Source organism: Armatimonadota bacterium (genome assembly GCA_031459765.1).
In the GTDB taxonomy this organism is placed as follows: domain Bacteria; phylum Sysuimicrobiota; class Sysuimicrobiia; order Sysuimicrobiales; family Kaftiobacteriaceae; genus Kaftiobacterium; species Kaftiobacterium secundum.
Genome location: JAVKHY010000004.1, coordinates 1 through 21,870, shown reverse-complemented (window position 1 = coordinate 21,870; position 21,870 = coordinate 1). Strand labels below are relative to the sequence as shown.

Here is a 21,870-nt window from a genome sequence, read left to right as displayed (position 1 = left end):
GTTCAGGCGATCCCGCCGGGTTCCACGTCGGTGACGACGATCTCGGCGTTCCGGATCTCGAAGAGGAAGGTCCGGGGCGGCCTGGGCGCCGGTCCGGACAGCACGCGTCCCGGGACGTCCCGGTCGGCCGGGTCGTAGATGCTCAGGTGGCAGGGACAGGCCATGAGCGCGTGCTGCCGTTGCGGCGGCGGCACGTACCCGCCGTAGCCCGCCGTCACCTCCCGGTAGTTCGGCACGTAGTTGTAGATGCAGCCCAGGTGGGGGCAGATGCGGGAGAAGACGATGATGTCGCTCTCCCGGACCGGGGGCTCCTTGCCGATGGCCTGCGCCCAGTCCAGCGGCAGCCGGATCTTGTAGGGCAGCCGCACGGCCACCCCCGGGACGCTGGCCGTCTTGAACCCCTGCGGGGTGTACTGCGGATAGCGCTGGGTGAAGACGAAGTACTTGAAGTCCCAGGGGTTCCGCAGTTCGGAGAGCGACGCGGCGACGATCGCCTCGCCCCTCGCCGTGTCCGGCGCCGTAGGGCGCAGGAGGTCGAACTTGGGGACGTTGGGCTTCAGCAGGCGCAGCAGCGGGGAGGCCAGGGCGGCCAGGGCGCCCGCTACGGGGACGGCCGTGACCAGCTTGAGGAACCCGCGCCGCCTGACCCGGGTCGAAGACGCCTCGTTCATGTCCAGATCACCATACCGCCTTTCCCGGGCCTCCGGCAACGCCCCGGGGCTTCACCGCTCGGTCTGGGGCCACGGGTAGTCGTAAACAAAGGTGTACACGTAGTTGACCAGGGCCCAGATCTCGTCGTCGGTCAGCTTGCCGCGGTAGCCGGGCATCAGGCCCCGTCCGTCGACGATGGCCTGGTACAGCTCGCTGGGCTTGCGCTGCGCCATGAGGTTGATGTCGGTGAAGATCCCCGGACCCTGGCCCCGCGACCAGTTCCACAGCAGCCGCGCCAGCTGTCGGCCCCGCGGCCCGCGGCCGTCTCCCGCCGTGCCGTGACAGGAGGCGCAGGTCACGGCAAAGCCCTCGATCTCGACCGCTTTGGACTCGTAGAGGCGCTTCCCCCGCAGGATCTCCTCCAGCGTACTCTGGTAGGTCCACTCATGGAAGACGACGTGCCAGCGCTCCTCGTCGGTCAGGTTCACGCCGAAGGCGGTGGCCCCGTAGGCCGGCTTGCCGCCCTTCGGCGGGAAGGCCGGCATCGCCGTGTGGGGACGGCCCCGGGTCACGGTCTCGTACATGCTGAAGGGACTGTTCAACCGCATCGCGACGGTGTTGTGGAAGTTTGCCGGACGGCTGGGCAGTGGCTCGCCGCGCAGCCGGATGCCCAGGAGGGCAAAGAAGTCTGTCATCAGGTTCTTGCCGGGCGCGCGCAGATTCGCGGCCGCCGGCCCGTCGCCGCGCCCCTCGGAGCCGTGGCAGACCACGCACTGCGCCCGCTGGAACACCCGGGCGCCTTCGATGGCCGAGGGCCGGACGGGCACCAGCCTGGGATCCGGAGGCGCGGGCGAAGGAAGGGGCGTTGTCCCCAGCGCCTGCGAGACATCGACCGTCGGCTGGCAGGCGGCGACGGAAAGCGATCCGATGACCAGCAGGACGACCAGCAGGCGGGGAAGACCCGACATACCAAGCCTCAGGGATTCTTTGAGTCCGGCACCGTCTCCTCTGTGCGCCGGTCTGTCCCCATCGAGGCCCTGTCCGGCAGTCGGCGGATCCGCGCGGTCAGTCCCGCCCCCAGGGCCACGGCCAGGACGGCGGCGGCCCTACCGGGCAACCAGGGGCGCGAGGCGGGGAGATGGTCGAGCAAGAGGGTGAGGGTCTGGTCGGCGGCGAGATCGCGCACCTCCCACCGCGGCAGCGTCTGCCCGTCCAGCCGGATCGGGTCGGCGGGATGGCCCCGATCGAGGCGCAGCCGTGTCCGTCCGCCGCGCGCGACCACCTCCAGCCGCCTGACGTCCAGCGGAAATCTCCGGGGAACGACGGCCGTCGCCCCGGCGGGCAGCAGGTAACTGTAGGCGATCTCGGAGAGTCCGCTGCCCAGGCGCACGGGCGCCGCGAACCCCTCCGCCGTCCGGACGAAGGTCTTGACGCCGCGATGAAACGTGAGGTACTGCGCGCCCGGGGGCAGGACGCCCCGGAGCACCATCTCCCGGGGAGGGCCCGGATTGCCCACACGCCACGCCTCGGAGATCCGCAGGTGGTCCACTCCGGCGTCGACGGCGATGAGGAGCAGCCCGATGGCGGGGCCGTCCCGCGCCGGAGCGGCGGCGGCACCGGAGGCGAGCACGGCCGTGGCGATGATCAGGGCCGCGAACAGCGGCCGGAGCAGGTAGACCGCCGCGGCGACGGTGCAGACGACGATCACGACCTCGATCATGCTAGCCGCCTCCTTCCGGGACGACTGCGGCCCCGGGCATGGCCTGCCGCGCCGGGACGCGGCGGCGCGCCGGCGTTGCCGCGAGCACTCCGCCGGCCAGCGCGACCAGCGCCCCCGTCCAGAGCCAGGCCATTCCCGGCGTGAGCAGCGCCCGGAAGGTCGCACGGCGGTCGGCGGCCAGACCGATCAGCACGACGTACAGGTCGTCGCGCCAGCTGGAGCGGATCGCCACCTCGGCGGTGATCTGGTCGCTCACCGTGTGGAGCAGGTGGCGCGGCCGCAGCGCGACCCGGGTCCGGCCGTCCGCGGCGGTGAGGCGGGCCTCGGTGATGAGCAGCCCGGGACCGCCCACCGCCCGGACGCCGTCGTAGCGCACCTCGTACCGGCCGAGGCGGAACCGCTCCCCCGGGGCCACCGTCACCTGGACCCGCGTCGTGAAGGCCGACGACGCCGCAATGCCGGCCAGCATGATCAGCACCCCGAGGTGAACGAGATACCCTCCGTACCGCGTCCGGCCCCGGCCGACCAGCTGCAGGAGCGCCCCGGGCCAGGCCTGCCCGCGGTTGCGCCGCAGGCCGGCGCCGCGGACGAACTCGCCGACGGTCGTTGCGGCAGCAAGGACGCCCAGGGCCACAAGAAGCAGGGGCAGCGGCCGTCGCAGGCCGGCCGCCGCGGCGGCGAGGGCCGACAGCACGCCGGCGGCGGCCGGCAGGGCCAGACGCCTGCTCAACACCAGGGGATCGGTGCGCCGCCAGGACAGCAGCGGTCCGACGGCCATCAACAGGAGCAGGAGGAGGACGATCGGCACCATCACCTGGTTGAAGTAGGGCGGGCCGACATTGATCCGGTCCCCGGTTACCGCTTCGGCCAGGAGCGGAAAGAGTGTCCCGAACAGCACGGCGGCGACGGCCACGACAAAGAGCACGTTGTTCACGAGGAAGGCGACCTCCCGGCTCAGAAGCGCGCTGTCCGCGGCCGGACGCGCTTCCCTCCGGCTCCGGAGCAGCAGCGCGCACGACGCCAGGGAGGCGACGGTGAGGAACGCCAGGAAGTACACGCCGACGGTCGAGTGCGCAAAGGCGTGCACCGAGCTCAGCACGCCGCTGCGCGTCAAGAACGTTCCGAGGATGGCCAGCAGGAAGGTGAGCAGCACCAGCGCCCTGGTCCAGCCGCCCAGCGAGCCGTCGTAGCCGTGCACCTGCGCGGAGTGCAGGAATGCCGTGCTGGTCAACCAGGGCATGAGCGCCGCGTTCTCCACGGGATCCCACGCCCAGTACCCGCCCCATCCGAGGACGACGTAGGACCACTTCGCGCCGAACAGCAGGCCCAGGGTCAGGAAGCACCAGACCGGACGCATCCACGCCCGCGTGGCCTCGAGCCACCGGGATCCGGGGCCGCGCACCAGCGAGGCCACCACCAGCGCGAAGGGGACCGTGGTCCCCACGAAGCCCAGGTACAGCGCCGGAGGGTGCACGGCCATCCACGGGTTGCGCAGCAGGGGGTTCAGCCCCCGCCCGTCCGGCGGAGGAATCCGCTCCGAGGCGAAGGGGTTGCTGCCCAGGACCAGCGTCAGGGTGAAGAACGCGGCCGTGACCAGCAGGACGAGGAAGACCAGCGGGGCATCCGCCGACGGTCTGAGGCGGGTTGCGGCGGCGACGCCGTAGAGTCCGAGGACTAACGCCCACAGGAGGAGCGATCCGGCATGGCCGCCCCAGAAGGCGGTGACGGTATAGAGGAGGGGGAGGTCGCGACTCGACGTCTCGGCCACGTAGCGGATCGAGAAGTCCCTCGTCAGCAGCGCGGCCAGCAGCGCCGCAGAGGCCAGCGCCGCGAAGGCCGCCCACGCCACCAGGGCCCGGCGCGAACTCTCGAGCAGGGCGTCGTCCCGGCGTCGGAGTCCGGCCAGGCCGGCGACCAGTCCGTAGGCCGCCACGACCAGGGCGGCGAGCAGCGCGAAACTCCCCAGAGTGCTCACCGCGGGGGCGCTTCCCGGTACTCGGTGGGGTGGGTGGTCATCACCCGGCTTGCCGCCAGCACGGTCCCGTCCAGCCGACCTTCGACCAGGACCTCGCGCCCCTCGGCGAAGAGATCGGGCAGCGGGCCGTCGTAGCGCACCTCGATCGTCGTGGCCCCGTCGCCGATGGTGAAGGCCTCAATCCGCCCGTCCCGGCGGCGCACGCTGCCCAACTCGACGCGCCCGGCCAGGCGGACCTGCGCGTGGCGGAGATCGGGACGGCCGGCAAACTCCGTGGGCGTCAGGTAGTAGACCGCGGCCGAACGGATCCCGCTGTAGGCTACGACGGCAATGGCCAGGACGATGAGGGCCAGGCCTGCCACCAGTCTGCGGGATGCCGTCACCGGAAGCCTCCGGGCGCGGAGCGATTGAGCTGGCGCTGGCGCAGCCAGATCGAGCCCGCATACAGGGCGAGCACGGCCAGGGTGACCAGGTACGCGGCGGCGACGTAGATCACGGCGCCGCCTCCTGCAGGTCGCGCAGGGCCTCCTGCCGCATCCGCACCGTCAGAAACGCGAAATACGCCAGCAGGAAGGCCGCGGTGTTGACCGACAGGATGACGAGCATCGAAGGCGGCAGCGCGGGCCCCTCCGGACGGAAGACCGTGGGCGGCGGATGCAACGTGCGCAGCAGCACCGCCGACCAGTGGATCAAGGGGATGTCCAGGAACCCGGCGATCGCCACCACGGCCGCAGCCCGCGCTCCCTGCGGTCCCGCCCAGGCCCGCAGCATCAGGTACCCCGCGAAGATGAACCACAGGACCAGCGCGGTGGTAAGCCGGGCGTCCCAGGTCCACCACACCCCCCACACCGGCTTCCCCCAGATCGGGCCGGTGAGGAGCACGATGGTCAGGAAGACCTGGCCGATCTCGGCCGAGACCGCGGCCAGACGGTCCACGCGGATCCGCCGGGTGAGGAGGTAGACGACGCTGGCCACGAAGGTCACGGTGAAGGCCAGGTAGGCGGCGGTCACGCTCGGCACGTGGACGTAGAGAATGCGGTACGGCTCGCCCTGGACCGCCTCCACCGGCGCGACGAACAAGGCGAGGACAATGCCGACGGGGACGGCGACGGCAGCCAACACCAGCAACACCATACCCAACCCCCGACTGACTCCCTTCGCCGCAGGCGAAGAGGAGCCTTCTACCTCCGCGACCCGAGAGCGGTTCGCCGCCTTCACTCCTCGATGATGTGCTCGAAAAGCAGCACGGCGATCGCGAGGAACAGCACGGTGAACGCCAGCAGCAGCCGGATCTCCCCGACCACCGACCCGCCCGCCGGCGACAGCAGACGGGCCGTGGCGCCTGCGGCGGCGGCGACGGCCGGGGTCGTCAGCGGGAGCAGCAGGAGGGGGAGTAGCGCCTCCCGTGCCCGTGCCGCGGCCAGCAGCGCTCCCAGCAACGTGCCGCTGGTCACCAGGGAAGCGGTGCCGAGCACCAGCACCGCCGGGAGCGCCGGTCGCGGGGGGATCGAGACGTCGAAGAAGACCACGACGGCGGCCAGGGCGATGATCTCCACGGTGCCCACGAGAACGAAGTTCGCCGCCGCCTTCGCCAGGTAGAGCGCCGCAGGATCCACCCCCGCCAGCCGCAATCCGTGCAGCTGGTCCCGTTCGGTCTCCTGCTGAAAACTGCGCAGCAGGCCGAACGCGGCCGCGACGGCCACGGTGACCCACAGCATCGCCGGCGCGCTCCGGGCTCCGGCCCCCGCCGCGCCCGTGACGGCCAGCAGCAAAAGCGCCAGCACGACCATCGGGGGCAGCAGGTCCCGGGCGCGCCACTCGATGAGGAGATCCTTCCGGAAGACCGCCCAGAACCCGTTCATGACAGGCCGTAGACGGCGGCGAGGCGTCCGGCGTCCACCGCCTCCGCCTCATCAGCCAGCGCCAGCCGTCCGCCCACCAGGACCACCGCCTCGTCCGCCAGGTCGCGGGCCTCCGCCCAGGCGTGGGTGGCCAGCAGGACCGCCCCGCCCCGGGCCCGGAGATCGGTGATCACTCCCTGCAGCACCGCCGCGCCGTCGGCGTCCAGGCCGGTGAAGGGCTCGTCCAACACCAGGACCGGCGGGTGGTGCAGGAGGGCGCGGGCCAGGCTGGCGCGCTGGACGAGTCCCCGGGAGAGCTCGTGGACCGGCCGCCGACGGTGCGGGAGCAGGCCGAAGCGGGTCAGTCCCTCCTCGATGTGGTCTGGATCGAGACGGTAGAGCCGCGCATAGAAGCGGAGGTTCTCCTCCACGGTGAGGGCCCCGTAAAGGAGGGACTGGTGGCCGGCGAAGCCGATCCGGCGCCGCACCCCGGCGTCGTCCGCCGGATGCCCTCCCACCCGGACCTCGCCTGCATCGGGCCGGGTGATGCCGGCCGCGATCCGCAGCAGGGTGCTCTTTCCGGCGCCGTTCGGCCCCAGCACCGCCACGACCCGCCCGACCCCTGCAGTCAGCGACACCCCGCTCAGGGCCCGCCTCCGCCCGTAGGACTTGGAGACCGCACGGACCTCCAGCAGAACACCGCTGCCGCCGGAGGGCGCCTGTGACCTCACGCCTGCGGCTCCGCAAACATGCGGTCCACCAGCGCCTCGACCTCCGGGCGGGGAAAGAAGCAGAACGGGTAACCCCGGTAGGTGGCGGCGGCGAAGGCCCGGCCGACACCGGCGAGCGCCGCCAGCCGCTCCTCGATCCGCCGCCGCTCTTCGGCCAACGCGCGGCCGAGATGCTGGTTGATCGTCCGGATCCGCCGGGTGGCCTCCCGGCGCTCCCGCCGCGTCAGATGCCCCTCGTCCAGCCGCCGAATCCACTGCCACTTCTCCTCGATCCACCGCCGCTGCTCCTCGGTCGGGTCGCCCAGCGCGCGCTCGGGATTGTGGAGCAACTCCAGGTGCCGGCGCTGCAGGACGGCCCGTTCCAGATCCGGATCCAACTCGCCGAGCGGGAGGTGCAGCGTGGCGCTGACCACGGCGTACCGGGGAGGCTCGAGGCCGAAGAATTCCCGGATCACCTCGTCGGTCATCCGATCGTACCGCCCTCCGCCTACCCCGTGGATGAACAGGTCCACCACGCACAGCCGGGTGAACAGGGTCAGGGTGAGGGCTCGTGGCCGGACGGCCAGGCCGGCCAGTTCGTCGGGGTCGCGCCCGGCGATGGCGGCCACCTGCTGCGCCTCGGCCCACAGTCGATACGCGCCGCCGAACCGGTCGACATACATCCGCCGGCGGCAACCGCGGTGGATGATCCAGAAGGGCACCTCGAAGCGCGGGCCGTCGCGACCGAGACCGGGAAAGGGTTGCCCCGCGGTCCGGATGTTGTTGAGTTCACGGTAGGCCGCCAGGCGTGCGTTGAAGACCGCCGAGAAGCGCTCGGCCTCGGTGATCAGGTGGAGGACGAACAGCCGGAACCCCCGCAGGTCGCTGAGGCGCGAGACCGGGAGTTCGGCATACGCCGCCTCGCCCTCATGCCGGCGCCGTGCCAGGGTCAGGAATGAACCGATCTCGCGGGCCTGGAGGTCGGCCGTCCGCGCGCGGAACTCCGCGAAGGTCTCCCGCGTCAGGCGGTGGGGCAACGTCCGCAGGTGGGCGTCCAGGCGCTCGAGGAACGCCGCCCACTCCCCGGGATCCGGCGCGGCGGTGGCCTCGTAGGGGACCTCGGGGTCCGTACGGCGCAGCGTCTCGCGCACAATGCGCAGCCCGCCGTCGAGGTGCGGCGCATCGGCGCCGACCTCCGCGGCGGCGTCGCAATCGACGGCCATGTTCACCACCGCCGCCGCCGACGCCAGACGGGCACCGAGGAGCTGCTTGACCCAGATACCGGGATGGAACAGGACCGGCTGGTGTCCGGTGCCCACCAGCGGCCGGGGGTCGGCCTCGGAGAGCGGCGGGAGGCGCAGCTCTTCGCCGTAGGCGGAGGTGGCGGCCAGGACGGCCCGCCGCATCTCGGCGCGGATGTTCCCCACACTCACCCCGCCCACCGGCGTGGACGCCGCCTGCAGGGCCCGCCGGTTGGCCTCGGCCACGACGAGGAGCTGGGACGCCGGCGGGACGCACAGTACCTCGCCGGAACGCGCCGGGATCTCGAAGGACACGGTCGCGGAGGCGGTGCGCATCCTTCAGACGAACTGGTCCAGCCCCAGCAGCCCCGGCACCTCGCGCATGACGAAGGGCTCGCCGTAGGCGCGGTGGATGAGCGCCCCGTAGTAACGCCCGACGGCGCGGAGCTCCTCGAAAAACCCTTCGTTGCCCCGCTCCGGACCGAACTGTGAGGCGTAGGCCGCCACGGCGCGGAGCTTGGTGTCGATCTGCCCGCTGATGTCCACGACGAAGGTCGGACGGACGGAAAGTGCGTAGTGGCTGCAGAGGAAGTGCACGACGCGCCGGGGATACCAGGGGGCGTGGGGGATGGACACTTTGGTCAGCTTGGCGTAGAACCTGGCCGCTTCGCCCAGGGCGGCCGCGGCGACGTGGTCCGGGTGCGCATCTTCCCAGTAGGGAATGAACAGGATCTCCGGACGCACCGATCGGATCACCTCGGCCAGCGCCTGCCGGTTCTCCACGGTGTCCGCCAGCGTCCGGTTGGGCATCTCCAGCGTGATCCGCCGCACCCCCAATATCCCCGCCGCCTCCGCCGCTTCCCGCGCCCGCCGCTCGGGCGTGCCGATCGGCGTCGGTTCGCCGTTGGTGAGATCGCAGAGCACGACCTCATGGCCGGCGGCGCGCAGGACCAGCACCGTCCCGCCCATCCCGATCTCGACGTCGTCCGGATGCGGCCCCACGGCCAGGATTCTCATCGCGCCACCCGCAGCAGACCCAGCCGGTCCGGCAGCCATCGGGCCACCTCCGCCTCGAGGACGCGGAGATAGTAGGCGCGCCGCGTGGGCGGATCGTCGAGCCCGCCCCAGAACCGGCGCTCGGGATTCTTGTAGATTCGGGCCACCGGGATCTCCCGCACGGTCAGCCGATGGTAGGCGGCCTGCACCCACACCTGCAGGGGGAGGCCGTAACTGGACTCCGTGAGCTGGAACCGGCGCAGCGCCTCGACCCGATAGGCCTTGAACCCGCACCACGCGTCGGTGATGGCGTACCCGGTGATCGCCCGGATGTGCGCCGTGAACTCGCGGTTCAGCTGCGCCCGATCCGGCGGAGGCGGATCGCCGGGGACCGTCGGATCGAGGTAGCGGCTGCCGGAGACGATGTCGGCGTCGCGCACGGCGGCCAGAAAGTCGGGGATGCGCGCGGGCTCGTGCTGCTCGTCGCAGTCCAGGGTCACCGCCACGTCGTATCCTCCGGCCACGGCCTCGGCAAATCCGGTGATCAGCGACCGGCCGTACCCGAGGTTGCGGGGGTGGCGGACGACGCGGAGGTCGGTCCGCGCGCGCAGGATCTCCGGAGAGCGGTCGGTGGAGCCGTCGTCAACGACGAGGATCTCGGCGGCCGGCGCGACCCGGCGCACCTGGTCCAGCACGGCATCGAGCGACCGCTCTTCGTTGAACACGGGAATGACGATCAGCGCCTGCATTGCGGCGGCCACCCCCACAGTATAGCCGCTAGCCTAGGGGACGGATAAGAGGGATCGCCCTATTCCGGCCCTACTCCTTCGCGGCGGCGAAGGCCGTCATCATGCGGAGCAGGACGCGGCTGAGGAAGGCGTCGATGCGCCGCAGGGAGCGGACCTTGCCGTCGGGCGACAGGGGCAGGCGCCGGGTCACCGCGTCGCCGATGATCCCTTTGAAGAACAGGTAGGCCTCGGTGGCCTCGGCCGCGTCCAGGCCCAGGGACGCCACGGCCCGGCCCAGCGCCGCCCCCGCTTCCTCGCCGGCGTGCAGGGCCTCGCGCTGCCGCGCGCCGCCGGCCAGATAGCCGGCCAGGGCATCCATCAGCCCGTGACAGATACCGCCGATCTGTCGGGCCGTGGTGTCGTCGAGGAGACGATACCAGCGCTGCCGGCGGATCTGCTCCACGGCGTCGGGAATCAGGTAGGCGGCGTGGGGTCCGATGAGTTCGGCCAGTTTGCGCTCGGGCTCGCGTCGGCTGCGCTCCAAGAACGCCTCCAGGGCGGCCCGGTCGAACCGGCGGTGCCCGCCCGGAGTCCGGTAGGCCGGGACGCGTCCGGCGTCGGCCCACGCCCGGAGCGTGGAGGCGTCCACGCCCAGAAAGGCGCTGGCCTCTCCCAGAGTCATCCATTCCGGTCCCTGCCGCCTCGGCCGCGCAGTCATCGCCGCGCAGGGGAGGCGGATATCCTTCCCGCCGCGGGACCCGCGGCCAGGAGGAAGCCGGCGCACATCAGCGCGGCGGCGAGGAGTTCACCCAGGGCCAGGACGCCTCCCAGGCCGAAGCGGACCAGGGTCCCGGCGAGGGCGATGGTCAGAGCGCCCAGGGCGATGAGGAGGTTGCCCAGGACACGGTGCGGGGCAAGGGCGCGACGCCGAAATAACCAGGCCGAGTACAGGGCGCCGCCGACCAGCGCCGCGGTGCCGTAGATGTTGAAGGCCGGTGTGATGCGGCGTACCGGGGCGCGCGGCGGGAGGACGGCGCGGTACTGGACGCCCAGAGGCCGCCGTGGGTCGAACGCCGACGCGTCGAGCGGGACCGTGAAGACCAGCCCCGAGGCGACCAGGCTCGCCGCGGCGAGCAGCCCGGTCAGGGCGGAGGCGAGCGGCCGCCGGCGGGGCCCGGCCAGCAGATGCACCGTTCCCTGCCCGATCCATGCTGCGCTCAGCACCGCCCCCCCGAGATACCACAGGCGGAAGGCGACGGGGTGCCAGGCGACTGCGGAGTACGTTTCGGCGACGGTGGCCAGGCCGAAGAAACTCAGGCCGATCCCCCAGAGCAGGAGGTGGGGCTCGCGGCGGACGGCGTACCGCCGCAGCACCAGCGCGGCAAAGACCACCGTCACGGCGGACGAGGCCGCCGGAACCCATGTCATCACGGCGGTGAGGCGGAGGCCAGCGCCGCCGCCGCGGCCTCCTGTCCCTGGCGGATACAGTCCGGAAGCCCCACCCCTTCGTATCCTCCCCCGGCCATGAACAGCCCGGGCGTCCCGGCCAGGGCCGCACGCAGGGCACGGAGGCGCTCGAGGTGGCCCACGGTGTATTGCGGCATCGAGGCGGGCCACCGGTAGACGCGTGCCAGCACCGGATCTCCCCGCAGACCCAGCAGCGGAGCGAGTTCCGCCAGCAGCCTGCGGACCAGCACATCGTCGGCGAGTTCCAATCCCGCCGACCGCCCCGCGCGTCCGACGAAGCAGCGCAGCAGGACGTGATCGGGCGGCGCACGACCCGGCCACTTCGAGCTCACCCAGGTGCAGGCGGTGTGCAGCATCGCTTCCGACGAGGCGACGACGTAGCCGTGCCCGACGAGCGGATGCGCGACATCCGGACGGCGGAATCCGAGCGCCACCGCCGCCGTCGACGCGTAGGGGATGTCCGCGGCCAGACGTGATGCGGCCTCGTTGACGTCGCGGAGGAGGGCGGCGGCGACGTTGGCGGGTGTGGCCAGGATCACCGCGTCGGCCTCGACCTCCTCTCCCCCCTCAAGGATGACCCGGTAGCCGCGGGCCCGCCGCTCCAGGGAGAGGGCACGGGTTCCCGTCCGCAGGACCACGGCCTGCAGCGCCGTCACGACGCGATCCACCAGCTCCTGCAGCCCGCCGGCCAGCGTCATGAACATCGCCGCCTCGCCGTCAACGCCCGTCACGGAACGCCGCCGGGCCACCACGGCCCGCGTCAGACTCCCGTACCGGATCTCCGCCTCGGCCAGCGTGGGGAAGGTGGCCCGCAGGCTCAACGCCTCGACGTCGCCGGCATGGATCCCGGCCAGCAGCGGACCAGCCAGCCGCTCGACCGCCGCCGGGCCCAGCCGGCGCCGGACGAAGGCGCCGATCGTCTCATCGCTCCCGTTCCGGTTCGGCGGGACGAGGAGGTCCCATGCGAACCGCGCCTTCTCCCGGATCGAGAAGAGGTCGCTGCGCAGGAAGGGACCCAGCCGCCGGGGCACGAGGGAGGTCAGTCCGTCCGGCAGGGGGTGCAGCCGTCCCCGGTGGAGGATGAAGACGTGTCGGGGCCGCCCTGTGGGGACCAGCCGGTCGCCGAGACCCAGGGCGCGGGCGAACTGCACCGCCTGCGGTTTCAGCGTCAGGAAGGAATCGGGACCACCTTCGATGAGGAAACCGCCGACGCGCTCCGTCAGGATCTTCCCGCCCAGACGGGGCGCTGCTTCGATCAACGTCACCCCGACCGCGCGGCCCTCCTGCAGACCGTGCTGCAGCGCGTACGCGGCGGCGAGGCCGGCGATCCCTCCTCCCACCACCGCGATACGCGCCATCAGCGTGCGCCCTCTTCCCGGAACGCCCGCGTGATGAGGTCGGCGAGGGCGGCGATGAAATCGGGCTCCGCGTTGAGCGACGGCGCCCGTTCGAGCCGCAGCCCCAGGGAGGCGGCAACCTCCCTGGCCTCGACATCGATGTCGTACAGAACCTCCAGGTGGTCGGCGACGAATCCCACGGGACAGACGACGACCTGCCGCCGGCCCTCGGCGGCCAGGGCCCGCAGGACCGCCAGCAGGTCGGGCCCCAGCCACGGCTCCCCTGTGTGCGACGCGCTCTGGTAGGCCAGCCGCCAGGAGGGCAGGGTCGCCAGAGCCGCCACCAGGTCGCAGGTGCGCATCAGCTGGACCGGATAGGGATCGTCCCAGGTGCGGATCCGCTCCGGCAGGCTGTGCGCCGTGAACACCACCTCGGCCTCCTCGGGCGAGGCGCACCGGGCCAGGGCCCGGCGCAGGCGGGCGGCCAGCGCGGCGATGAACCCGGGATGGTCGTGCCAGGACTCGACGGCGCGCAGGGCGATGCCGTGCGCTGCCGCCGCCTCGCGCGCGGCGGAGAAGTACCCGGCCACACTCAGGCGGGAGTAGTGCGGCGCCAGGGCGAGGGCCACCGCATCCCGGATGCCCTCGGCGGCCATGACCCCGACGACGTCGGCGATGAACGGGGGCGCGTGCTTCATCGCCGTGTAAACGGGGATGCCCATCCCCTGCCGGGCCAGGGTCTGCTGCAACGCCTCCGCCTGCCGGGCGGTGATGGCCCGCAGCGGCGAGGTCCCCCCGATGCGGCGGTAGCGCTCCCGCAGCTCCTCAATCTGCTCCGCAGGAGGGGTGCGCCCTCCGCGGATGTGGGTGAAGTAGGTCCCCACATCGTCGAGGGTCTGGGGACTGCCGTAGGCCATGAGGAGGACGGCCTGCCTCGCCGCCATCACACCACCGCCGCCGGCCGGTAGGCGTGGACGAACTCCACCAGATCGCGCAGGCGCTGCTGCGGCGTCTCCGGCAGCACACCGTGACCCAGGTTGAAGATGTGGCCCGGGCGTCCCGCCGCCCGGCTGAGGACATCCTCCGCCTCGGCCCGCAGCACCTCGGGCGAGGCCAGGAGCAGGGACGGATCCAGGTTCCCCTGAATGGCGCGGTCGTACCCGATCTGCGCCCAGGCGACATCCAGTCCGATCCGCCAGTCCACGCCGATGACATCTCCCCCGGCGGATGCCATTTCCCGCAGCAATCCCGATGTGCCCGTCCCGAAGTGGATGGCGGGGACGCCGGTCTCGCGTACCGCCTCGAAGATCCTCCGGCTGTACGGCGCGGCATACACCGCGTACTCCCGCGGGGAGAGCGCGCCGACCCAGCTGTCGAAGAGCTGGACGGCCTGCGCGCCGTGAGCGATCTGCGCCCGAAGAAAACTCGTGGTCGCTTCGGTCAGGCGGGTCATCAGCCCATCCCACAGGCGCCGGTCCTCCCGCATCAGCGCCTTCGTCCGGAGGAACTCCCGGGAGGGCCCGCCTTCGATGAGGTAGCTGGCCAGGGTGAAGGGCGCGCCGGCGAATCCGATCAGCGGCACCGGGGCGCTGCGCCGGATGAGACGGACGGCGTCCAGCAGGGCGTGGACGGTCTCCTCGGGTTCGAAAGGATGCAGCCGCTCCAGATCGGCGGCGTCGCGCACCGGTCGGTGAATGTGGGGGCCGCTTCCCTCCCGCAGGTCGAAGGCGACGCCCATCCCCAGCAGCGGCACGGTGATGTCGGCAAAGAGGATCGCGGCGTCGACACCCAGCTGCTCCACCGGGGCCAGGGTCACTTCGGCCACAAGATCGCTGTGGCGACAGATCTCGAGCAGGGAGTACCGGGCGCGCAGGGCCCGGTATCCGGGCTGCGAGCGCCCGGCCTGACGCATGAACCACACCGGCGTCCGGTCCACGGGCTGCCGGCGGCAGGCCAGCAGGAAGCGGCTCATATCGGCGCCGGCACCTCGTCCCGCCAGCCCCGGGGGATGTAGGCGCACAGCGGATCGCTGGCCAGGTAGTCCCCAAAGTGCGCAAAGGCCCGCGCCCTGGATCCTCCGCACAGCTCCCGGAACTCGCACACCCCGCATTTGCCGCGCAGGCGCGCGGGATCCCGCAGGGCCACGAACACCTCGTGGGACCGGTACAGCTCCACCACCGAGCGGTCGCGGACATTCCCCGTGATCACGGGGAGGAACCCGGCCGGGGTCACATCCCCCCGGTGGGAGATGAACATCACTCCGTTGCCGTCGCGGACGCCGAAGCCGCGGCCGATGGGCCCCTGCCGCACGGCCTGAGCGGTCAGGCCCCGGGCCTGGGCCTCGGCCAATGCGACGCGCCGGAAGTGCGGGGCTTCGGTGGCGGCGATGGCGAACGGCGCCTCCGCGCTGCGCGCCGCCAGCCAGCGCATCACGTCTTCCGCCTGCTCCGGGGTGAGTTCCGGCAGCGTCCTCCCCCGGCCGACCGGCACCAGGAAGAACAGGCTCCAGCGCATGATGCCCAACGAACAGGCCAGGTCGTACAACGCCGGCAGGTCCGGGGCGGTCTCCGCCGTGACCAGCGTGTTGAGTTGCAGCGGGATCTCCGCCTGGCGAATCCAGCGGGCCGCGCGCAGCGTGGTCTCGAAGGTGCCCTCCACCCCGCGGAAGCGGTCGTGACGGGCCGCGGTCGAACCGTCCAGGCTGAGGGAGATGCTCTGCATCCCCGCGGCCTGGAGGGCCACGATCATCTCCCGCGTGAGGCTGGCCGTGGCGCTCGGGGCCAGGGAGACCCCCAGCCCCATGGCGGTGCCCGTCCGGACGATCTCCAGCAGATCGGGCCGCTTGAGGGGATCCCCGCCCGTGCAGACGAGGTGCGGCAGGGGGTGACCGAAGTCGAGCAGCGTCCGCAGCAGCGCCACCGCCTCGTCCGTGGTCAGTTCCAGGGGATCGCGCTGCGCGACGGCCTCGGCCCGGCAGTGCCGGCAGGCCAGGTCGCAGGCTCGCGTCATCTCCCAGTAGATCATGCGCGGGGCGCGATCGAATCGGTACCCCGCCCCGGCGGAGACGGCCGCCGTCGCCGTGCGCATCGCCTCTCCCTCCTCAACCCAGCAGCCGGAGGGCCTCCTCCAGCGGCCGGAAGACCGCGGTGAGGATCGGCTGGTCGCGGAGCGTGTAGCGGCGCGCCTCGGTCTCCCGCAGCGCCACGACCAGGTCCTGGAACGCGGCCAGGTCGTCGGTCTCGTAGGCCACGATGAACTCCTGATCGTCCAGCCCGGTGGAGTACGCCAGCAGCTGGCGCACCTGCGGAAAGTCGTGGCCGACGCGGATGTGCTCGTTCATCATCCCCTGCCGGGCCTCGCGGCTCAGGCGGTACCAGTCGGCGGTCTTGGTGAAGGGGTAGACGATCAGGTAGCGCGACCGCTCGCCGCTCAGGAGCGCCTGCTCCTGGGCCCCGGGTTTCTTGACGTACGTCGACCCCCGGATCAACCCGGTGAAGCTGTGGGCGATCTGCAGCGATCTCCCCACTCCGCTGCGCAGCATTCCCGCGGCGGCCTCCTCCAGGTCTTCGAAGGACGACGCAGCCCGGACGAAGATCAGGTCGGTGTCGGCACGCATCCCCACCGAGGAGTAGGTGAGGGTCGTCACCGACCGCGCCGTCTGCGCCACCGCCGCGACAAACTCCTCGCGCTCGCTCGCCCGCTGCGCCGGGGACAGGCGCCGCCAGGCCGGGTCGAGCCGCAGCGCCAGCACCTGAAGGACGGGGCGCTCCCCTACCGCGCCGCCAGCCACGTCGCCGCCTCCCTGGCATGGTACGTGATGAGGATATCCGCCCCGGCCCGGGCCAGCGCCGTGAGGATTTCCAGCGTGACGGCCCGCCCGTCAAGCCATCCCGCGGCCGCCGCCGCCTTGACCATCGCATACTCCCCGCTCACGTTGTAGGCGGCGAGCGGCACCGGAACCAGATCGCGGACCCGTCGGATGACATCCAGGTAGGCGAGCGCCGGCTTGACCATGACCAGATCCGCTCCCTCGGCGAGGTCGAGGGCGATCTCGCGCTCCGCTTCCCGGGCGTTGGCCGGGTCCATCTGGTATCCCCGGCGGTCGCCGAACTGCGGGGCGGAGCCGGCGGCCTCGCGGAACGGTCCGTAGAACGCCGAGGCGTACTTGGCGGAATAGGCCATGATCGCCGTCTGGGTCAGGCCGGCCTCGTCGAGCGCCCTGCGGATGGCCCGCACCTGCCCGTCCATCATCGCGCTCGGCGCCACCACGTCGGCGCCGGCGGCGGCCAGGGAGACCGCGGTGCGCGCCAGCACCTCCAGCGTGGCGTCGTTGTCCACCTGGCCGTCGCGCACAATCCCGCAATGCCCGTGCGAGGTGTACTCGCACAGGCAGACATCCGTCATGATGACCAGGTCGGGGTGGCTCCGCCGCAGCGCCCGCACCGCGCGCTGCACGATCCCGTCGTCGTCGTAGGCGCCGGTTCCCGACGCGTCCTTGGCTTCGGGGAGACCGAAGAGGAGCACGCCGTGGATCCCGAGACCGCGCAGGCCGTCCGCCTCCGGCGCCAGCTCGTCGACGGTGAGGCGATACTGGTCGGGCATCGACGGAATAGGTTCCCGGAGGCCTCGCCCGGGGCGGACGAAGATGGGCGCGACGAACATCTCCGGATCCAGCCGCGTCTCCCGGACGAGGGCCCGGATCGGGGCGGTGCGGCGCAACCTCCGCGGCCGCGCCTCGACCGCGCTACGCAGGTGCGACACCAGCATGCGGGATCCCCCTCTCGCGCAATACGGCCACGATCCCCTCCGCCGTGTGCGTGGAAGCCACGAGGTCGACGCGCAGGCCGGCCTCCTCCAGCGCCCGCGCGGTGACGGGACCGATGGCGACGGTCGGCAGGGCGCGCAGCGTCTCGAGGCAACCGACATCCTGCGCCAGGCGCACCAGACCCCGTACCGTCGAGGCGCTGGTGACGATCACGCCGTCCAGCCCGTCCCGGACCGCCGCGGCCAGCAGACTCCGCGACGCCGGGGGAGCCTCTACGGTTCGATAAACCACCACCTCATCCACGACGGCCCCGCGGTCCCGCAGCAGGCGGGTGGGCTCCGCGGAGGCGCGCTCGGCGCGAAGCCGCAGGACGCGCTCCCCCGCGCGGATCGGCATCTCCTCCCCGATTGCTTCGCTCAGCGCCCGGCTCGGCATCCAGACATCCCGCACCCCGCGGTCGCGCAGTGCCTGGGCCGTGGCCGGGCCGATGGCCAGCAGTCGCGGCAGTGACGCCCCTCTTCCCAGGAGGGGGAGCCGGTCGAACACGGCCGCGACGGCGTTCCTGCTGGTAAAAACCAGCCAGTCATACTCGGGCAACCGCGCGATCGCCCGTTCCAGATCCGCAGAGGACTCCGGCGGTACGATCTCGATCGCCGGGACCGGAACCGGCTCGATCCCCAGATCTCGCAGCCGCGCGCAGAGCGTCTCGGCCTGGCCCTCGGGACGCGCCACCAGCAGACGCATCCTCCTCATCCCCCGGCCTCCACGGCGCGCAGCAGTTCTCCCGCCCCGCGGGCCAGCAGGTCCTCCGCCAGGGCCCGACCCACCGCCTCCGCCCGGGAGACCGGTCCGTTGCGTTCCCCCCGCAGCGCCCGGCGGCCGTCCGGCACCACCACCGCGGCCTGGAGCCGCACCGCGCCGTCGCGGATGATCGCGTGCGCTCCCGCCGGCAACCGACATCCTCCCTGGAGCCGGTCGAGGAAGGCCCGCTCGGCCGTCACCGCCCACCGCGTCGGCTGATCGTCCACCGCGGAGACGATCTGCGCCGCCGTCTCGTCTCCGATCCGCACCTGCACCCCCAGCGCGCCCTGTCCGGGGGCCGGCAGGATCACCTCGAAGGGCAGCCACTCGCCGATCCGGTCCTCCAACCCCAGGCGGCGCAGACCCGCCCCGGCCAGAAGCACGGCGTCGAGCTCGCCGGTGTCCACCTTGCGCAGCCGCGTCTCGACGTTGCCCCGGATGGGGACGATCTGCAGGTCCGGGCGGACGGCGCGCACAAACGCCGCGCGCCGCGGACTGCCGGTGCCGATCCGCGCTCCCCGGGGAAGGGTCGCCAGCGTGGCGCCCCGACGTCCGACCAGCACGTCGCGGGGATCCTCGCGCGCGGTGACGGCGCACACCGTCAGCCCCGGGGTGGCCGCCGTGGGCAGGTCCTTCATGCTGTGCACCGCCGCATCCACGCGCCGCTCGAGGAGCGCGACCTCCAGTTCCTTGACGAAGAAGCCGATCCCGGGCAGACCCTCAAAGGGCGTCTCCGGCCGCTCATCCCCGGTGGTCCGGATGGTCAGAACGGAGACGGTGAGCGCGGGATGGGCCCGGCGCAACGCGGCCGCCACCGCCTCCGTCTGGCGCACGGCCAGCGTGCTGCCGCGCGTCCCCAGGACGAAGGATTCCGCCGTCACGGCCGCACCGCCCGGAACGCCTCGCCCGCCGCCGCCACGGTGCGGGCGATGTCGTCGTCGGTATGCGCCAGCGACACGAACCAGGCCTCGAACTGGGACGGCGGCAGCAGCACCCCGCGGTCCCGCATGGCGTGGAAGAACCGGGCGAAGGCGGCGGTATCGGCCGCCGCGGCCTCGGCGTAGCTGCGCGGCGCCCGAGGCGTGAAGAACACCGTGAGCATCGAGGCCGCGCGCACGACGGAACAGGACACCCCCGCGCGGGCCGCCGCCTCGCGCAGCCCCGCCTCCAGCCCTGCGGCCAGAGCCTCCAGCCGCTCGTAGGTTCCCGGCTCGGCCAGCCGCTGCAGCGTGGCCGCGCCCGCCGCCACGGCCAGGGGATTCCCCGACAGGGTGCCGGCCTGATAGACGGGGCCGAGCGGGGCAACGAGGTTCATCACGTCGGCGCGGCCGCCGTAGACGGCGAGCGGCAGGCCGCCGCCGACGATCTTCCCCAGGCACGTCAGGTCGGGCGTGATCCCGAAGCGCTCCTGCGCGCCCCCCCGGGCCACCCGGAACCCGGTGATCACCTCATCGAAAATCAGCAGCGCCCCGCAGGCCGTGGTCAACTCGCGCAGCGCGGCGAGGAAACCGGGCTCGGGCGGGACGACCCCCATGTTCGCCGCCACCGGCTCCACGATCACCGCCGCGATCTCATCTCCTCGCGCCGCAAACACCTCCCGCAGGGCCCCGATGTCGTTGTAGGAGAGCACGATCGTGTCGGCGACGGCGCCCGCGGGGACACCGGCGCTGGCGGGAAGCCCGAAGGTGGCCAGCCCGGACCCGGCCTGCGCCAGAAGCGCGTCGGCGTGGCCGTGATAGCACCCCGCGAACTTGACGACCTTGGCCCGACCCGTAAATCCCCGGGCCGCGCGCAGACTGCTCATCGCGGCCTCGGTGCCGGAGCTGACGAAGCGCATCCGCTGCATCGAGGGAACGGCGGCCCGGATCATCCCGGCCAGTTCGACCTCATAGGGCGTGGGCATGCCGTAGGTCGTGCCGCGGGCGGCGGCCCGCCGGACGGCATCGACCACCTCGGGCGCGGCGTGGCCCAGGACCAAAGCGCCCCAGGAGCCGATGTAGTCGAGGTAGCTCCGGCCGTCGACGTCGGTCACGCGCGCTCCCCGGCCTTCGACCACGACCACCGGCGTCCCGCCGACGGCGCGGAAAGCCCGTACCGGGCTGTTCACGCCGCCCGGGAAGTACTGCAGGCTCTCCGTGAAGAGATCTTCCGACGTGGCCGCGACCGCCTCACTCACCGGGCCCACCGTCCAGTTCCCCGTCCAGGTCGAACAGTTCCCGCGCCAGGGCCAGCACCCGCGCGTCGTCACCCCGCGCGCGGAGCCGCACGAAGGGCGCGTGGAGGAGCTTGCGCAGCGCCCCTTCCACCACCCCGCGCACGGCGCGGCGCTCGCGTTCGTCGAGGCGCTGCAACCTGGCCCGCGCCCGCTCCAGTTCTTCTTCCACGATTCGCTCCGCGCGGTGGTGCAGCGCGGCGATCACCGGTTCCGCGGCGCGGGTCCCCTGCCAGCGGAGAAAGGCTTCCAGCGCCTCCTCGACGATGACCTCCGCTGCAGCCACCTCCTCTGGCGGATCGGGATCATTCGTCTCCGGTCCGAGCATGTCCAGGTCGATCAAGGTCACCCCCGGCAGGCGGCCCACCTCCGGATCGACCCCCCGGGGCACGCCGATGTCTACGACGAGCAGGGGAGCCGAGCCGTCGCGACCGGCAACCGACGACGCCCCGATCACCGCGTGGTCGGCGCCGACGGAGACGATGAGCGCGTCCAACCCGTCCAGCGCCGGCGCCAGGACGTCGAGCGGGATGGCCTCCGCGCCGTAGCGGCTGGCCAGGGCCTCCGCCGCCTCCAGCGTGCGGTTGGCGACAAATCTGATCCGCGCCCCGCCCGCGCTGAAGGCCTTTGCGGCGAGCTGAGCCATCTCCCCCGCCCCGACAATCCCGACCGTCCGGTCGCGCGCCGATCCCCAGCTCCGGCGACACCGGTCAAACGCCGCATGAGGAATCGAGGCGGACGGGCGCCCCAGGCTCGTCTCGGCCCGGACCCGTCGTCCGCAGGCGATGGCCACCTGCAGGAGCCGATGCAACACCGGTCCCGTGGCCCCCGTCGCTCTGGCCACCGCGAAGGCGCGGCGGACCTGGCCGAGAACCTGACTCTCCCCGACGACCATCGACTCCAGCCCGGCGGCCACGCGCAGGAGGTGTCGGGCGGCCTCATCGTTTGCGGCGAGGCCCAGGTGGGGCAGGAAACTGGCCGCGTCCGCCCGCCGCAGCCTGGCCAGGGCCTCCGCGACCTGGCCGCGGTCGGGCTGTTCCCAGGTGCAGAGGTAGACCTCCGTCCGGTTGCATGTCGAAAGGAGGAAGGCCTCCCGCACCCCGGGCAGGGCGCGGAGCGCCCGGAGCGCCTCCGGCAACTCCTCCTCGCCAAAGGCCAGCCGCTCCCGCACCTCCAGCGGCGCGGTCTTGTGGCTGAGGCCGATCATCGTGAGCATCGGAGGCGATGGAGAAATCCTGGGCAAAGTTGCCAAATTATTCGACTTCTGGAGAAAGCCCTCCTTTAGTTACGCGGGTAGCATAGCAAGCGGTCAGCACACGCATCCATAAGGCTGGGGAGGGATTCATATCGGGCAGCGGCCGGATTGTCAGCCGCCTCGGCCCGGCGCAGTAAATTGGTGTAGGGAGACCTAACGAGGAGACGCAGG

General features: G+C 72.2%; 23 protein-coding genes. All 23 read right to left on the bottom strand.

All coding sequences use genetic code 11. The features are described from left to right. Positions 1-2 precede the first annotated feature (2 nt). The 23 genes from QN141_06475 to hemA all read right to left on the bottom strand — a co-directional run bounded on the left by QN141_06475 (position 3) and on the right by hemA (position 21,651). On the bottom strand, positions 3-671 hold the full coding sequence (locus QN141_06475) for a Rieske 2Fe-2S domain-containing protein (GenBank protein ID MDR7558115.1): 669 nt from the start codon (positions 669-671) through the stop codon (positions 3-5). 51 nt (positions 672-722) lie between these two features. After that, on the bottom strand, positions 723-1,619 hold the full coding sequence (locus QN141_06470) for a c-type cytochrome (protein MDR7558114.1): 897 nt from the start codon (positions 1,617-1,619) through the stop codon (positions 723-725). 8 nt (positions 1,620-1,627) lie between these two features. Beyond that, positions 1,628-2,371, bottom strand: a complete 744-nt coding sequence (locus QN141_06465; GenBank protein MDR7558113.1) for a hypothetical protein — start codon at positions 2,369-2,371, stop codon at positions 1,628-1,630. A gap of 1 nt (position 2,372) precedes the next feature. Further along, on the bottom strand, positions 2,373-4,346 hold the full coding sequence (locus QN141_06460; protein ID MDR7558112.1) for a cytochrome c-type biogenesis CcmF C-terminal domain-containing protein: 1,974 nt from the start codon (positions 4,344-4,346) through the stop codon (positions 2,373-2,375). Next, positions 4,343-4,729: a cytochrome c maturation protein CcmE gene (locus QN141_06455; GenBank protein MDR7558111.1), complete on the bottom strand. Its 387-nt coding sequence runs from the start codon at positions 4,727-4,729 to the stop codon at positions 4,343-4,345. Before QN141_06455 ends, QN141_06460 begins: the two co-directional genes overlap by 4 nt. A 109-nt stretch (positions 4,730-4,838) precedes the next feature. Next, complete coding sequence (gene ccsA / locus QN141_06450; protein ID MDR7558110.1) at positions 4,839-5,480, bottom strand: cytochrome c biogenesis protein CcsA; 642 nt, start codon at positions 5,478-5,480, stop codon at positions 4,839-4,841. Between the two features lie 80 nt (positions 5,481-5,560). After that, positions 5,561-6,208 carry a heme exporter protein CcmB gene (locus QN141_06445; protein ID MDR7558109.1) on the bottom strand — a complete coding sequence of 216 codons (648 nt, stop codon included), beginning with the start codon at positions 6,206-6,208 and terminating at the stop codon, positions 5,561-5,563. Further along, positions 6,205-6,918, bottom strand: coding sequence for a heme ABC exporter ATP-binding protein CcmA (gene ccmA, locus QN141_06440; GenBank protein ID MDR7558108.1), 714 nt, complete (start codon positions 6,916-6,918; stop codon positions 6,205-6,207). The genes QN141_06445 and ccmA overlap by 4 nt, the downstream gene beginning before the upstream one ends. After that, the gene (locus tag QN141_06435) at positions 6,915-8,474 is read right to left on the bottom strand and encodes a hypothetical protein (protein ID MDR7558107.1); all 1,560 of its coding nucleotides are present in this window, start codon (positions 8,472-8,474) and stop codon (positions 6,915-6,917) included. Before QN141_06435 ends, ccmA begins: the two co-directional genes overlap by 4 nt. A 3-nt stretch (positions 8,475-8,477) precedes the next feature. Further along, on the bottom strand, positions 8,478-9,155 hold the full coding sequence (gene bshB1, locus QN141_06430) for a bacillithiol biosynthesis deacetylase BshB1 (GenBank protein MDR7558106.1): 678 nt from the start codon (positions 9,153-9,155) through the stop codon (positions 8,478-8,480). Continuing rightward, complete coding sequence (locus QN141_06425; GenBank protein MDR7558105.1) at positions 9,152-9,883, bottom strand: glycosyltransferase family 2 protein; 732 nt, start codon at positions 9,881-9,883, stop codon at positions 9,152-9,154. Before QN141_06425 ends, bshB1 begins: the two co-directional genes overlap by 4 nt. Positions 9,884-9,953: 70 nt before the next feature. Further along, the gene (locus QN141_06420; GenBank protein ID MDR7558104.1) at positions 9,954-10,544 is read right to left on the bottom strand and encodes a helix-turn-helix domain-containing protein; all 591 of its coding nucleotides are present in this window, start codon (positions 10,542-10,544) and stop codon (positions 9,954-9,956) included. A gap of 32 nt (positions 10,545-10,576) precedes the next feature. Then, positions 10,577-11,290 (bottom strand): hypothetical protein, encoded by a 714-nt coding sequence (locus tag QN141_06415; protein MDR7558103.1) that lies wholly within the window; start codon positions 11,288-11,290, stop codon positions 10,577-10,579. Continuing rightward, positions 11,290-12,687 carry a protoporphyrinogen oxidase gene (hemG, locus tag QN141_06410; protein MDR7558102.1) on the bottom strand — a complete coding sequence of 466 codons (1,398 nt, stop codon included), beginning with the start codon at positions 12,685-12,687 and terminating at the stop codon, positions 11,290-11,292. The genes QN141_06415 and hemG overlap by 1 nt, the downstream gene beginning before the upstream one ends. Continuing rightward, positions 12,687-13,610, bottom strand: a complete 924-nt coding sequence (gene hemH, locus QN141_06405) for a ferrochelatase (GenBank protein MDR7558101.1) — start codon at positions 13,608-13,610, stop codon at positions 12,687-12,689. Before hemH ends, hemG begins: the two co-directional genes overlap by 1 nt. Next, positions 13,610-14,638, bottom strand: a complete 1,029-nt coding sequence (hemE, locus tag QN141_06400) for a uroporphyrinogen decarboxylase (protein ID MDR7558100.1) — start codon at positions 14,636-14,638, stop codon at positions 13,610-13,612. Before hemE ends, hemH begins: the two co-directional genes overlap by 1 nt. Continuing rightward, positions 14,635-15,753: a TIGR04053 family radical SAM/SPASM domain-containing protein gene (locus QN141_06395; GenBank protein ID MDR7558099.1), complete on the bottom strand. Its 1,119-nt coding sequence runs from the start codon at positions 15,751-15,753 to the stop codon at positions 14,635-14,637. The genes hemE and QN141_06395 overlap by 4 nt, the downstream gene beginning before the upstream one ends. 13 nt (positions 15,754-15,766) lie before the next feature. Beyond that, the gene (locus tag QN141_06390) at positions 15,767-16,456 is read right to left on the bottom strand and encodes a chlorite dismutase family protein (protein ID MDR7558098.1); all 690 of its coding nucleotides are present in this window, start codon (positions 16,454-16,456) and stop codon (positions 15,767-15,769) included. After that, on the bottom strand, positions 16,438-17,433 hold the full coding sequence (gene hemB / locus QN141_06385) for a porphobilinogen synthase (GenBank protein MDR7558097.1): 996 nt from the start codon (positions 17,431-17,433) through the stop codon (positions 16,438-16,440). The genes QN141_06390 and hemB overlap by 19 nt, the downstream gene beginning before the upstream one ends. Next, positions 17,411-18,184, bottom strand: coding sequence for a uroporphyrinogen-III synthase (locus QN141_06380; protein ID MDR7558096.1), 774 nt, complete (start codon positions 18,182-18,184; stop codon positions 17,411-17,413). Before QN141_06380 ends, hemB begins: the two co-directional genes overlap by 23 nt. After that, entirely contained in the window at positions 18,181-19,113 is a 933-nt protein-coding gene (gene hemC / locus QN141_06375; GenBank protein MDR7558095.1) for a hydroxymethylbilane synthase, read from the bottom strand. The genes QN141_06380 and hemC overlap by 4 nt, the downstream gene beginning before the upstream one ends. After that, the gene (gene hemL, locus QN141_06370) at positions 19,110-20,408 is read right to left on the bottom strand and encodes a glutamate-1-semialdehyde 2,1-aminomutase (GenBank protein ID MDR7558094.1); all 1,299 of its coding nucleotides are present in this window, start codon (positions 20,406-20,408) and stop codon (positions 19,110-19,112) included. Before hemL ends, hemC begins: the two co-directional genes overlap by 4 nt. Continuing rightward, positions 20,401-21,651, bottom strand: coding sequence for a glutamyl-tRNA reductase (hemA, locus tag QN141_06365; protein MDR7558093.1), 1,251 nt, complete (start codon positions 21,649-21,651; stop codon positions 20,401-20,403). The genes hemL and hemA overlap by 8 nt, the downstream gene beginning before the upstream one ends. Positions 21,652-21,870 lie beyond the last annotated feature (219 nt).

Excerpts from the sequence above, each read along its gene's own strand:
- QN141_06475 (MDR7558115.1), bottom strand. The coding sequence starts at position 671 with ATGAACGAGGCGTCTTCGACCCGGGTCAGGCGGCGCGGGTTCCTCAAG.
- QN141_06470 (MDR7558114.1), bottom strand. The coding sequence starts at position 1,619 with ATGTCGGGTCTTCCCCGCCTGCTGGTCGTCCTGCTGGTCATCGGATCG.
- QN141_06465 (MDR7558113.1), bottom strand. The coding sequence starts at position 2,371 with ATGATCGAGGTCGTGATCGTCGTCTGCACCGTCGCCGCGGCGGTCTAC.
- ccsA (MDR7558110.1), bottom strand. The coding sequence starts at position 5,480 with ATGGTGTTGCTGGTGTTGGCTGCCGTCGCCGTCCCCGTCGGCATTGTC.
- QN141_06445 (MDR7558109.1), bottom strand. The coding sequence starts at position 6,208 with ATGAACGGGTTCTGGGCGGTCTTCCGGAAGGATCTCCTCATCGAGTGG.
- QN141_06435 (MDR7558107.1), bottom strand. The coding sequence starts at position 8,474 with ATGCGCACCGCCTCCGCGACCGTGTCCTTCGAGATCCCGGCGCGTTCC.
- bshB1 (MDR7558106.1), bottom strand. The coding sequence starts at position 9,155 with ATGAGAATCCTGGCCGTGGGGCCGCATCCGGACGACGTCGAGATCGGG.
- QN141_06425 (MDR7558105.1), bottom strand. The coding sequence starts at position 9,883 with ATGCAGGCGCTGATCGTCATTCCCGTGTTCAACGAAGAGCGGTCGCTC.
- QN141_06420 (MDR7558104.1), bottom strand. The coding sequence starts at position 10,544 with ATGACTCTGGGAGAGGCCAGCGCCTTTCTGGGCGTGGACGCCTCCACG.
- QN141_06415 (MDR7558103.1), bottom strand. The coding sequence starts at position 11,290 with ATGACATGGGTTCCGGCGGCCTCGTCCGCCGTGACGGTGGTCTTTGCC.
- hemG (MDR7558102.1), bottom strand. The coding sequence starts at position 12,687 with ATGGCGCGTATCGCGGTGGTGGGAGGAGGGATCGCCGGCCTCGCCGCC.
- hemH (MDR7558101.1), bottom strand. The coding sequence starts at position 13,610 with ATGGCGGCGAGGCAGGCCGTCCTCCTCATGGCCTACGGCAGTCCCCAG.
- hemE (MDR7558100.1), bottom strand. The coding sequence starts at position 14,638 with ATGAGCCGCTTCCTGCTGGCCTGCCGCCGGCAGCCCGTGGACCGGACG.
- QN141_06395 (MDR7558099.1), bottom strand. The coding sequence starts at position 15,753 with ATGCGCACGGCGACGGCGGCCGTCTCCGCCGGGGCGGGGTACCGATTC.
- hemB (MDR7558097.1), bottom strand. The coding sequence starts at position 17,433 with ATGCTGGTGTCGCACCTGCGTAGCGCGGTCGAGGCGCGGCCGCGGAGG.
- QN141_06380 (MDR7558096.1), bottom strand. The coding sequence starts at position 18,184 with ATGAGGAGGATGCGTCTGCTGGTGGCGCGTCCCGAGGGCCAGGCCGAG.
- hemA (MDR7558093.1), bottom strand. The coding sequence starts at position 21,651 with ATGATCGGCCTCAGCCACAAGACCGCGCCGCTGGAGGTGCGGGAGCGG.